Source organism: Streptomyces sp. NPDC093225, from assembly GCF_044753805.1.
Classification (GTDB): Bacteria; Actinomycetota; Actinomycetes; order Streptomycetales; family Streptomycetaceae; genus Streptomyces.
In genome coordinates this window covers 29,338-40,929 of the sequence record NZ_JBIVNX010000049.1, presented here as the reverse complement: position 1 = coordinate 40,929, position 11,592 = coordinate 29,338, and the positions used below count along the sequence as shown (strand labels likewise).

Annotated in this window: 11 protein-coding genes; 2 read left to right on the top strand and 9 right to left on the bottom strand. The window is 73.2% G+C overall.

What is annotated here, in order from left to right; translation table 11 throughout:
• Positions 1-133: 133 nt before the first annotated feature.
• The 6 genes from ACIQCH_RS31480 to hrcA form a co-directional block, all read right to left on the bottom strand.
• On the bottom strand, positions 134-1,039 hold the full coding sequence (locus tag ACIQCH_RS31480; RefSeq protein ID WP_402586511.1) for a ribonuclease Z: 906 nt from the start codon (positions 1,037-1,039) through the stop codon (positions 134-136).
• A 3-nt stretch (positions 1,040-1,042) separates the two neighbouring features.
• On the bottom strand, positions 1,043-1,402 hold the full coding sequence (locus tag ACIQCH_RS31475) for a histidine triad nucleotide-binding protein (RefSeq protein ID WP_402586510.1): 360 nt from the start codon (positions 1,400-1,402) through the stop codon (positions 1,043-1,045).
• 147 nt (positions 1,403-1,549) lie between these two features.
• Positions 1,550-2,299: a 16S rRNA (uracil(1498)-N(3))-methyltransferase gene (locus ACIQCH_RS31470; RefSeq protein WP_402586508.1), complete on the bottom strand. Its 750-nt coding sequence runs from the start codon at positions 2,297-2,299 to the stop codon at positions 1,550-1,552.
• Between the two features lie 56 nt (positions 2,300-2,355).
• Positions 2,356-3,420, bottom strand: a complete 1,065-nt coding sequence (locus tag ACIQCH_RS31465; RefSeq protein WP_402586506.1) for a nitronate monooxygenase — start codon at positions 3,418-3,420, stop codon at positions 2,356-2,358.
• A gap of 112 nt (positions 3,421-3,532) precedes the next feature.
• Complete coding sequence (gene dnaJ, locus ACIQCH_RS31460; RefSeq protein ID WP_030205479.1) at positions 3,533-4,669, bottom strand: molecular chaperone DnaJ; 1,137 nt, start codon at positions 4,667-4,669, stop codon at positions 3,533-3,535.
• Positions 4,670-5,686 carry a heat-inducible transcriptional repressor HrcA gene (gene hrcA, locus ACIQCH_RS31455; protein WP_402586504.1) on the bottom strand — a complete coding sequence of 339 codons (1,017 nt, stop codon included), beginning with the start codon at positions 5,684-5,686 and terminating at the stop codon, positions 4,670-4,672.
• A 161-nt stretch (positions 5,687-5,847) separates the two neighbouring features.
• On the opposite strand from hrcA, the gene ACIQCH_RS31450 reads away from it, so the two are divergent.
• Both ACIQCH_RS31450 and ACIQCH_RS31445 read left to right on the top strand, forming a co-directional pair.
• The gene (locus tag ACIQCH_RS31450; RefSeq protein WP_030205484.1) at positions 5,848-6,573 is read left to right on the top strand and encodes an MBL fold metallo-hydrolase; all 726 of its coding nucleotides are present in this window, start codon (positions 5,848-5,850) and stop codon (positions 6,571-6,573) included.
• Between the two features lie 28 nt (positions 6,574-6,601).
• Entirely contained in the window at positions 6,602-7,411 is an 810-nt protein-coding gene (locus tag ACIQCH_RS31445; RefSeq protein ID WP_402586501.1) for a DUF3097 domain-containing protein, read from the top strand.
• Here ACIQCH_RS31445 and ACIQCH_RS31440 read toward each other — a convergent pair.
• From ACIQCH_RS31440 to ACIQCH_RS31430, 3 genes are all read right to left on the bottom strand, one after another.
• On the bottom strand, positions 7,389-7,946 hold the full coding sequence (locus ACIQCH_RS31440; RefSeq protein ID WP_402586541.1) for a Uma2 family endonuclease: 558 nt from the start codon (positions 7,944-7,946) through the stop codon (positions 7,389-7,391). The genes ACIQCH_RS31445 and ACIQCH_RS31440 overlap by 23 nt on opposite strands.
• Before the next feature lie 123 nt (positions 7,947-8,069).
• Positions 8,070-9,302: a radical SAM family heme chaperone HemW gene (gene hemW / locus ACIQCH_RS31435; protein ID WP_402586499.1), complete on the bottom strand. Its 1,233-nt coding sequence runs from the start codon at positions 9,300-9,302 to the stop codon at positions 8,070-8,072.
• A 204-nt stretch (positions 9,303-9,506) separates the two neighbouring features.
• Positions 9,507-11,396: an AMP-dependent synthetase/ligase gene (locus ACIQCH_RS31430; RefSeq protein WP_402586497.1), complete on the bottom strand. Its 1,890-nt coding sequence runs from the start codon at positions 11,394-11,396 to the stop codon at positions 9,507-9,509.
• Between the last annotated feature and the right edge of the window lie 196 nt (positions 11,397-11,592).

Below are 11,592 nucleotides of genomic sequence, written 5' to 3'. Positions count from 1 at the left end.
GCGCTCGCCGGCCCGTCCGCACCACCCGGCCCGCCTGCGGGGCGGCCCCGCCGGCCCCGCCGGCCCCGCCGGCCCCGCCGGCCCCGCCGGCCCCGCCGGCCCCGCCGGCCCCGCCGGCCCCGCCGGCCCCGCCTCAGCTCCGCTTCGGCAGCGGCACCCGCAGCAGGTCCCGCGCGATGGTCAGCTCGCCGGCGAACCCGGCCTCCCTGGCCTGCCGTTCGAAGTCGTCCGGCTCCGAGTAGCGCTGCGAGAAGTGCGTCAGCACGAGGTGCCGCACCCCCGCCTCGGCCGCCACCCGGGCCGCCTGCCCGGCGGTCAGGTGCCCGTGCTCGACCGCCAGGCCCTCGTCCTCGTCCAGGAACGTCGACTCGATGACGAGCATGTCGCAGCCCTCGGCGAGCGCCGAGACGCCCTCGCAGAGCCGCGTGTCCATGACGAACGCGAAGCTCTGCCCGCGCCGGTGCTCACTGACCTGCTCCAGCGTGACCCCGCCCAGGGCGCCCTCGCGCTGGATGCGGCCCACGTCGGGACCCTTGATCCCGTACCGCGCCAGCAGCTCGGGCCGGATCCGCCGGCCGTCGGGCTCGGTGATCCGGTAACCGAAGGACTCCACGGGGTGGCTCAGCCGCCGGGTCTCGAGGGTGTACGAGGGCCCGGTGGCGAGCACCCCGTCCGCGGCCACCGGCGCCTCGCCGAGCTCGACCGTCTCGCGGTACGCGGTGGCGTACCGGAGCCGGTCGAAGAAGCGCTGGCCGCTGGCCGGGTAGTGGGCCGTGACCGGGTGCGGCACCCGGTCGAGGTTGATCCGCTGGATCACCCCGGCCAGGCCCAGGGAGTGGTCGCCGTGGAAGTGCGTGACGCAGATCCGGTTGATGTCGTGGGCGGCCACGCCGGCCCGCAGCATCTGCCGCTGGGTACCCTCGCCCGGGTCGAAGAGGAAGCCCTCGCCGTCCCAGCGCAGCAGGTAGCCGTTGTGGTTGCGGTGCCGGGTCGGCACCTGGCTGGCGGTGCCGAGCACCACGAATTCACGTACGGACACGGCTTATCCGGGGGGCCACTGCATGCCGCGGCCGCCCAGCACGTGGGCGTGGGCGTGGAAGACGGTCTGGCCGGCGCCGGCACCGGTGTTGAAGACCACCCGGTAGCCCGTGCCGTCGATCTCCTCCGCCCCGGCGACCTCACCGGCCTCCCGCAGCACGTCCGCGAGCACCTGCGGCTCGGCGGCGGCCAGCGAGGCGGCGTCGGGGTAGTGGACCTTGGGGATGACCAGGACGTGCGTGGGCGCCTGCGGGTTGATGTCCCGGAAGGCCACGGTGCTGTCGGTCTCCCGCACGATCGTGGCGGGTACGTCTCCCGAGATGATCTTGCAGAACAGGCAGTCGGACTGTGCCTCACCGGCCATGCGGGCCTCCTCGCTCATCCATGATCGGTACGCCCGCATCGTATCGGCCGTCCCCGCCGATGCGGACCGGATATCGGGCCCCACCGCGCCCCCGGCCCGGCGGCGCGGGGAGCGCCCCCGGCGGCGCGGGGAGCGCCCCCGCCGGGGCTACGACCAGCGACCGGTACGGGCCAGGAGCACCGCGACGGCCGCGGTGCCGGCGGTGGAGGTGCGCAGCACCGACCGCCCGAGCCGGTACGGCTGCGCCCCCGCTCCGGCGAACGCGGCGAGCTCCTCGGGCGAGACCCCGCCCTCGGGCCCGACGACGACGACGATCGAGCCCTTGACCGGGAGGTCGGCCACCGCCAGGGCGAGGGACGGCGCGTCACGGTCCTCGTGGAGGACGACACCGAGGTCGGCCGAGGCCAGCAGCGCGACCACCTGCTTGGTGGTCATCGCCTCCTCGACGACCGGGAACCGCACCCGCCGGGACTGCTTGCCGGCCTCCCGGGCGGTGCCGCGCCACTTCGCGAGCGACTTGGCGCCCCGCTCCCCGCGCCACTGCGTGATGCACCGCGACGCCTGCCACGGCACGATCGCGTCGACCCCGGTCTCGGTCATCGTCTCGACCGCCAGCTCGCCCCGGTCCCCCTTCGGCAGGGCCTGGACGACCGTGACCCGCGGCTCCGGCTCGGCCTCGACCCCGGTGGCCCGTACGGCGACCACCAGCCGGTCCTTGCCCTCCGCCGCCTCGACCGCACCCTCGGCCCAGCCGCCGCGCCCGTCGGTGAGCACGACCTCCTCGCCGGGGTTCAGCCGCTTCACGGACACCGCGTGGCGCCCCTCGGGCCCGTCGAGGACGAAGCCGGGACCGGGCCCGGCGGGCACCTGCTCGACCACGAATACCGGGGCTGTCATGACGTGCTCCTGTTCAAGGGTCCTGCGGTTAAGCAACAACTCGGCGACTCAACGACTCAACGACTCAACGCATTCTGCGCCTCGGCCAGTTCGGCCACGAGGACCTCCACCAGCTCCCCCGCCGGCAGGGCGCGGGACAGCCGGTGGCCCTGCCCGGCCCACAGGGCCATCCCCTGCGGGTCCCCGGCCTCGGCCGCCGCCTTGCGCAGCGGGCTCGTCAGGTGGTGCACCGGCGGGTACGCGGCCGGGGCGTACGGGCCGTGCTCGCGCATGAAGCGGTTGACCAGCCCCCGCGCCGGCCGCCCGGAGAAGGCCCGGGTGAACTCGGTACGGGTGAACCGCGGATCGGTCATGGCCTGCTTGTGCAGCGGGTGCGCCCCGGACTCGGGGCAGACCAGGAACGCGGTGCCCAGCTGCGCCGCCTCGGCCCCGGCGGCCAGCACGGCGGCGATGTCCGCGCCCCGCATCAGCCCGCCGGCGGCGACGATCGGCAGCGCGACGGCCTCCCGCACCTGCGCGACCAGCGGCAGCAGTCCGAAGCCGGTGCCGTCGGACTCGGGGTCGTCGCGGTGGGTGCCCTGGTGGCCGCCCGCCTCGATGCCCTGGACGCACAGGACCGCCGCCCCGGCCGCCTGCGCGGTACGGGCCTCCTCGACCGAGGTGACGGTGACCACGGTCCGGGTGCCGGCGGCGGCGAAGGAGCCGAGCACCTCGGGGCTCGGGCAGCCGAAGGTGAACGACACCAGCGGCACCGGGTCGTCGAGGAGGATCGCGAGCTTGGCGTCGTACCCGTCGTCGGCACCCGCGAAGACGTCGTCGCCGAGCGGGGTCTCGTACCACTTGGCCTCGCCCGCGAGCTGCCCGCGGTAGGTCCGCACGGCCGCCGGGTCGACGTAACTGCGCTGCGGCATGAAGAGGTTGACGCCGAAGGGCCGGCGGGTCAGGGCGCGCAGCCGCTTGATCTCCTGGTACATGCCGTCGGCGGTCTTGTAGCCGCCTGCCAGGAAGCCGAGTCCGCCCGCTTCGCAGACGGCGGCGGCGAGTTCGGGGCGGGACGCCCCGCCCGCCATGGGGGCCTGCACGATCGGATGGGGGTGGAGATCGCTCAGCGCGGAGGACATGTGCTGCATCGTGCCACGTCCACCGCACCCCGCCGAATCGGCACCGTCGCCTGGCGCGGTCGGGCCCCGGGCGGATTCCCGCCCGGGGCCCGACAGCCTCGCCTTGCGGCCGTCAGCGGCCGTTGAACGCGTCCTTCAGGCGCGAGAACAGCCCCTGCTGGCCCGGCTGGAACTGGCCCATCGGCCGCTCCTCGCCGCGCAGCTTCGCCAGCTGGCGCAGCAGCGCCTCCTGCTCCGGGTCGAGCTTGCCGGGGGTGGTCACCTCGACGTGCACGATCAGGTCGCCGCGGCCGCCGCCGCGCAGGTGCGTGACGCCCCGCCCGTGCAGCGGGATCGACTGGCCGGACTGCGTGCCGGGCCGGATGTCGATCTCCTCCATGCCGTCGAGCGTCTCCAGCGGGCACTTGGTGCCCAGGGCCGCCGCCGTCATGGGGATGGTGACCGTGCAGTGCAGGTCGTCACCGCGCCGCTGGAACACCGGGTGCGGCAGCTCGTGGATCTCGACGTAGAGGTCGCCGGCGGGGCCGCCGCCGGGGCCGACCTCGCCCTCGCCCGCGAGCTGGATGCGGGTGCCGTTCTCCACGCCCGCCGGGATCTTGACCGTCAGGTTGCGCCGGGAACGGACCCGGCCGTCGCCCGCGCACTCGGGGCACGGGGTCGGGACCACGGTGCCGAAGCCCTGGCACTGCGGGCAGGGGCGCGAGGTCATGACCTGGCCCAGGAACGACCGGGTGACCTGGGAGACCTCACCGCGGCCGCGGCACATGTCACAGGTCTGGGCGGAGGTGCCGGGTGCGGCGCCCTCGCCGGAGCAGGTCGTGCACACCACGGCGGTGTCGACCTGGATGTCCTTGGTCGTGCCGAACGCGGCCTCGTCGAGCTCCAGGTCGATCCGGATCATCGCGTCCTGGCCGCGCCGGGTGCGCGAGCGCGGGCCGCGCTGGGACGCCGTACCGAAGAACGCGTCCATGATGTCCGAGAAGTTGCCGAAGCCGCCCGCGCCGAAGCCGCCGGCACCGGCGCCGCCCGAGGAGGACAGCGGGTCGCCGCCGAGGTCGTAGACCTGCTTCTTCTGCGGGTCGGAGAGCACCTCGTAGGCGGCGTTGATCTCCTTGAAGCGCTCCTGCGTCTTCGGATCCGGGTTCACGTCCGGGTGGAGCTCGCGCGCCAGCCGGCGGAAGGCCTTCTTGATCTCGTCCTGGGACGCGTCGCGGCGTACGCCGAGTACGGCGTAGTAGTCCGTGGCCACTTACGACTCCGCCAGGATCTGTCCGACGTAACGTGCCACTGCGCGTACCGCTCCCATCGTTCCGGGGTAGTCCATGCGGGTCGGTCCGACCACGCCGAGTTTGGCGACGGTCTCGCCGCCCGAACCGTAGCCGACCGACACGACGGACGTGGAGTTCAGCCCTTCGTAGGCGTTCTCGTGCCCGATGCGTACGGTCATGCCCGATTCATTGACCTCGCCGAGGAGCTTGAGGAGCACGACCTGCTCCTCCAGCGCCTCCAGCACCGGTCTGATCGTGAGGGGGAAGTCGTGTCCGAAGCGGGTCAGATTGGCGGTACCGCCGATCATCAGCCGCTCCTCGGTCTCCTCCACCAGGGTCTCCAGCAGGGTCGAGAGCACGGTGGAGACCGTCGCGCGGTCCTCCGGCTCGAAGCCCTCCGGCAGGTCCTGCACCAGCGGCGGCACGTCGGCGAACCGGCGTCCCACCACCCGGCTGTTGAGCCGGGCCCGCAGGTCCGACAGCGCCTGCTCGCCGAACGGCGCCGGGCAGTCGACCATGCGCTGCTCGACCCGGCCCGTGTCGGTGATCAGGACGAGCATCAGCCGGGCCGGCGCGAGCGCGATGAGCTCGACGTGCCGCACCGTGGAGCGGGTCAGGCTCGGGTACTGCACCACGGCGACCTGTCGGGTCAGCTGCGCGAGCAGCCGCACCGTGCGCCCCACCACGTCGTCCAGGTCCACCGCGCCGTCCAGGAAGTTCTGGATGGCCCGGCGCTCCGGGGTCGACAGCGGCTTGACGCCGGCGAGCTTGTCGACGAAGAGCCGGTAGCCCTTGTCGGTCGGGATGCGGCCCGCGCTGGTGTGGGGCTGGGCGATGTACCCCTCCTCCTCCAGCACGGCCATGTCGTTGCGGACCGTGGCGGGCGACACGCCGAGCTTGTGGCGCTCCGTGAGCGCCTTGGAGCCCACCGGCTCCTCCGTCCCGACGTAGTCCTGGACGATGGCGCGCAGCACCTCGAGCCTGCGTTCGCTGAGCATCTGCGCCCACCTCCAGCTGTGATGCCTGACCTGTTTCCGTGACCGACCCTGTTCGGACCGTGCTGGCACTCGGTGCGTGCGAGTGCCAGAGATCCCCCGGTCAGTGTACGGCGGCCGGGTACGCCCCTAGCAAGGGTGGCCCGTCACGGTAGCGTCGCGGTATGGACGTCGCTTGGGAAGAGCTGGGGTGGGAACGCCTGACCGGGCGGTCCGGCCGCCGCCGTCTGCCGGTGTGGGACTGCACGGTGGGACTGGTGGTGGGGGACGATGCGGTGCTCCTCGTCGACCCCGGGTCGTCCCTGCGCGAGGGTGCCGAGATCCGTGCCCAGGCCGAGCGGCTGACCGGCCGCCGCGTGACGCACCTCGCATTCACGCACGGACATTTCGACCACGTGCTGGGGGCCGCGGCGTTCGCCGGCGTCGAGGCCTTCGGGGCGGTGGGGCTGGAATCGATGCTGACCGTGGACCGCAACGCCCTGCGGGCGGACGCGGTGGGGCACGGCCTGGCGCCGGCGGAGGCCACCGCGTCGGTGGACGTGCTGGTCGTACCGCGCCATCTGGTCTCGGGCGAGTGGACGCTGGAGCTGGGCGGGGTGCAGGTCCTGCTGGCGAACGTGGGGCCCGGGCACACCCCGCACGACCTGGCGGTCCTGGTGCCCGGCGAGCGGGAGGTCGTCTTCTGCGGGGACCTCGTGGAGGAGTCCGGCGAGCCCCAGGCGGGCCCGGACGCGCTCCCCAGCCAGTGGCCGGCCGCCCTGGACCGGCTGCTGGCGCTGGGCGGCGAGGACGCCCTCTACGTGCCGGGGCACGGTTCCGTCGTCGATGCCCGGTTCGTCCGTGCGCAGCGCGCCACACTGGCCCGCCGCTTCGGCGTGTCGCGCGCCTGAGGGTGACGGCGTTCCTACTGTCGTGCGGATGCGACAGTACGGTCCCGATCTCACCCCGCCCTGGAAGAAGTCCCGGCCCGCTCCCGAGGTGCCGGCGGACCCGGACCTGGTCGTCGAGGTGGCCGGCACGGACTTCTGCGGGGCGGTGGTGGCCTGCGAGGGCGGGACGGTGACGCTGGAGGACCGCTTCGGCAAGCGCCGGGTCTTCCCGCTGGAGCCGCGCGGCTTCCTGCTGGAGGGCGCGGTCGTCACCCTCGTACGCCCCTCCCGCGCGCCCGCGGCGCCGGCCCGTACCGCCTCGGGGTCGCTCGCCGTCCCCGGCGCCCGCGCCCGGGTCGCCCGGGCCTGCCGCATCTACGTCGAGGGCCGGCACGACGCGGAGCTGGTGGAGCGGGTCTGGGGGGACGACCTGCGCATCGAGGGCGTGGTGGTCGAGTACCTGTCCGGTGTCGACGACCTGCCCGCGATCGTCGCCGAGTTCGCCCCGGGGCCGGACGCCCGCCTCGGCGTCCTGGTCGACCACCTGGTCGAGGGGTCCAAGGAGTCCCGCCTGGCGGCCCGGATCTCCTCCCCCGACGTCCTGGTCGTCGGCCACCCGTACGTCGACGTCTGGCAGGCCGTGAAGCCGTCCGCCCTGGGCATCCCCGCCTGGCCGGTGGTCCCGCGGGGGCAGGACTGGAAGACGGGCGTCTGCCGCGCTCTGGGCTGGTCCGAGAACACCGGCGCCGCCTGGACGCGCATCCTGTCCCGCGTCACGTCCTACCGCGACCTGGAGCCGTCCCTCCTGGGCCGCGTGGAGGAACTGATCGACTTCGTCACGGGCGACGGTGGCGCTTGAACTTGGGGAGGGTGCCGAACTCGCTGGTGTCCAGTTCGATGCCGAGCACGTCCAGCGGCAAAGGATCACCGAAGTCCTGCGTCAGCCGCTGCTGGTAGTCGGCTTCCCCTCCCGTTCCGCCCGGCTGGGTGAGCAGCAGGCAGGCCGCCTCGAACGGGTCGACGATCAGGTACGCCGGGATGCCCGCGGAGGCATAGAGCGAGCGCTTCACGCCGTAGTTGCGATCGGCGGTCGACTCGGTGACGACCTCGACGAGGAGCGAGATCACCTGTGCGGGCATCAACCTCCCGCTCCCCGGCACCGCCCCGCGCTCGACCACCACGAGGTCGGGCTGCGGCTCGCTGATTTCACCTGGGATCGCGACGTCCTGCCGCTGCAAGCGGCGCCAGCGGTCACGCGGGATCTGGTCCTGGACCGCCTCCACGATGAGGTTGTGGCCCGTCTCGGGGCCGGGCGTCATGACGACGTCACCCCGCAGAAGCTCGATCTTGAACCGGCCGAACAGCTCCGGATGCTCATCGAACACCGCGACCATCGCTTCGTACAAAGCGTTCACACCACGGCCCCTCCGCTTCACCCGGCCCCGCTCACGGACGGAGCCTAGGGCCGCGAGGCCCAGGCCATGGCCGTTCCCCCCGGGATTCACCCCGCCGAGGGATCAGTCCACCAGGTCCCGCACCACCGCGTCCGCCAGCAGCCGCCCCCGCAGCGTGAGGACCGCGCGACCGGCCTCGTACGGAGCGGCCTCCAGGAGGCCGTCGGCCAGCGCGCGGCGGGAGGCGGCGAGCCCGGCCGGGGCCAGCAGGGACAGCGGGACGCCGTCGACCAGGCGGAGCTCCAGCAGGATGCGCTCCACGCGCCGGTCCTCGTCCGACAGGACCTCGCGTCCCGCGCCCGGGGAGCGGCCCTCCGCCAGGGCGGCCGCGTAGGCGCCGGGGTGCTTGACGTTCCACCACCGGACGCCGCCCACGTGCGAGTGCGCACCGGGGCCCGCGCCCCACCAGTCGGCCCCGCGCCAGTACAGCTCGTTGTGCAGGCAGCGGCCGGCCTCCGAGGTGGCCCAGTTCGACACCTCGTACCACTCGTAGCCCGCGCCCCCGAGGACGGAGTCGGCGATCAGGTACCGGTCGGCGTGCACGTCGTCGTCGGTCATCGGCACCTCGCCGCGCCGGATCCGGCGGGCCAGCTGGGTGCCCTCCTCCACGATCAGCGCGTACGCCGAGACGTGGTCGGGGCCGGCGCCGAGGGCGGCGTCCAGCGAGGCCCGCCAGTCGTCGTCGGTCTCGCCGGGCGTGCCGTAGATCAGGTCGAGGTTGACGTGCTCGAAGCCGGCCGCCCGCGCCTCGCCGACACAGGCTTCCGGCCGGCCGGGCGTGTGCGTGCGGTCCAGCACCTTCAGGACGTGCTGCTTCGCGCTCTGCATGCCGAAGGAGATCCGGTTGAAGCCGCCGGCCCGCAGCTCCTCCAGGTACGCGGGCCCCACCGACTCCGGGTTCGCCTCGGTCGTGACCTCGGCGTCGGGGGCCAGCCCGAACTCGTCCCGGATCGCGGCGAGCATCCGCACCAGGTCCCCGGCCGGCAGCAGCGTCGGGGTGCCGCCGCCGACGAAGACCGTGCGGACCTGCCGCGGGTCGTCGCCCAGCACCTTGCGGGCCAGGCGCAGCTCGTCGATCAGGGTGTCGGCGTAGTTCTCGCGGGAGGCCAGCACCCCGCCCGTGCCGCGCAGCTCGGTGGCGGTGTAGGTGTTGAAGTCGCAGTAGCCGCAGCGGGTGGCGCAGTACGGCACGTGCAGGTAGAAACCGAGCGGCCGGTCCGCGGCGCCCTCCAGGGCGTGCGACGGCAGCGCCCCGTCGTCGGGCATGGGCTCGCCATCGGGCAGTACGGAAGGCATGGCCCCATTGTCCCGCACCGCCCGGCGGCACCGGCCCGCCCGGCACCCGCCGGGACCCGACCGGCCGCGTCCGGCGGCCGCCCGGAGCCCGGTCCGGCCCGCGGCCGTCCGGACGGCGGCGGGCCCGTACGGACCCCGAAGGCCCGTACGGGCGGCGGCGGAGCGGCCCGGGCGGCGGCGTACGGCCCCCGCCCGGTCGGGCGGCTACGCCTCCCGCGCGCCCTCGTACATCTCGTCGATCAGGTGCTTGAACTCACGCTCGACCACCGGCCGCTTCAGCTTCAGGCTGGGAGTCAGGTCGCCGTGCTCGACGTCCAGGTCGCGCGGCAGCAGCCGGAACTTCTTGACCGTCTGCCAGCGCTGCAGCCCCTGGTTCAGGGTCTGGACGTACGTCTCGATCAGCCGGTTGGTCTCGGGCGCGGCCACGACGTCGGCGTACGACTTGCCCTCCAGCCCGTTCTCGGCGGCCCAGCCCAGGATCGAGGGCTCGTCGAGGGCGATGAGCGCGGTGCAGAAGTTCCGGTCGGCGCCGTGCACGACGATGTTCGACACGAAGGGGCAGATGCCCTTGAACTGGCCCTCGATCTCGGCCGGGGCGACGTACTTGCCGCCCGAGGTCTTGATCAGGTCCTTCTTGCGGTCGGTGATGCGCAGGTAGCCGTCGGGCGAGAGCTCGCCGATGTCGCCGGTGTGGAACCAGCCGTCGGACTCGAGGACCTCGGCGGTCTTCTCGGGCAGGCCGTGGTAGCCCTCCATGATGCCGGGGCCGCGCAGCAGGATCTCGCCGTCGTCGGCGATGCGGACCTCGGTGCCGGGCAGCGGCTTGCCGACCGTACCGGTGCGGTAGGCCTCGCCCGGGTTGACGAAGGAGGCGGCGCTGGACTCGGTGAGGCCGTAGCCCTCCAGGATGTGGATGCCGGCGCCGGAGAAGAAGTAGCCGATCTCGGGGGCCAGGCCGGAGGCGCCGGAGACGCAGGCGCGCAGGCGGCCGCCGAAGGCGTCGCGGAGCTTGGAGTACACGAGCTTGTCGGCGACCGCGTGCTTGGCGGAGAGGCCGAAGGGCGCGGTGGCCCGACCGGTGCGGCGGAAGTTGTCCTGGGTGACCTTGGCGTACTCGCGGGCCACCTCGGACGCCCACTTGAAGATCTTGTACTTGGCGGCGCCGCCCTCGCGGGCCTTGGCGGCCACGCCGTTGTAGACCTTCTCGAAGATGCGCGGCACGGCGGCCATGTACGTCGGCCGGACCACCGGCAGGTTCTCGATGATCTTGTCGATCCGGCCGTCGACGGCCGTGACGTGGCCGACCTCGATCTGGCCGGAGGTGAGCACCTTGCCGAAGACGTGCGCCAGCGGCAGCCACAGGTACTGGATGTCGTCCTTGGTGATCAGGCCGGTGGCCACGGTCGCCTTGGCCATGTACGACCAGTTGTCGTGCGGGAGGCGCACGCCCTTCGGGCGGCCCGTGGTGCCCGAGGTGTAGATCAGGGTGGCGAGCTGGTCGGCCGTGATGGCCGAGACCCGCTCCTTGACGACCTCGGGGTGCTTGTCCAGGTACTTCGCGCCGCGCTGCTCCAGCTCGGCGAGGGAGAGCACCCAGCCCTCGGGGTCGCCGGCCTCGGAGACCGCGTCCTCGGCGTTGATGACGACGACGTGGTGCAGCTCGGGCAGCTCCCCGCGGCGCTCGCGGGCCTTGGCGAGCTGGGCGCCGTCCTCGGCGATCAGGACGCGGCTGTCGGAGTCACCGAGGATGAACGCCGACTCCTCGGCGTTCGTGCTCGGGTAGATGGTGGTGACGGCGGCGCCGGAGCACATGATGCCGAGGTCCGCGAGGATCCAGTCCACCCGGGTGGAGGAGGCGAGGGCGACCCGCTGCTCGGGCTGGACACCCAGCTCGATCAGGCCGGCCGCGATGGCGAAGACGCGCTCGGCGGCCTGCCCCCAGCTCAACGACCTCCAGTCGTCCGGGCCGCTGCCGGCGGCCGCCGGGACGGGGTAGCGGTACGCCTCCGCATCCGGGGTCGCGGCGACCCGCTCAAGGAAGACGGCCGCAACGGTGGGGGGTCGATTCTCGATCAAGGACTGTGTGTCGCTCACGACATCCTCCGGACCGGTCCACGCGGAGTTGCGTGGGAGCGTGGGGACTGGCGGGTTTTTGTGACTGGCGAGTAACCATCGAGCAGTGATCAGAGTAGAGGCCGCCCGGCCGGGGCGTAAGAGCCAGTGTGCGGCCGGTTCATAACGAAACGGGCCCCCGCGCACCTGCACGGAGGCCCGTTTTCAGCCAGGACGT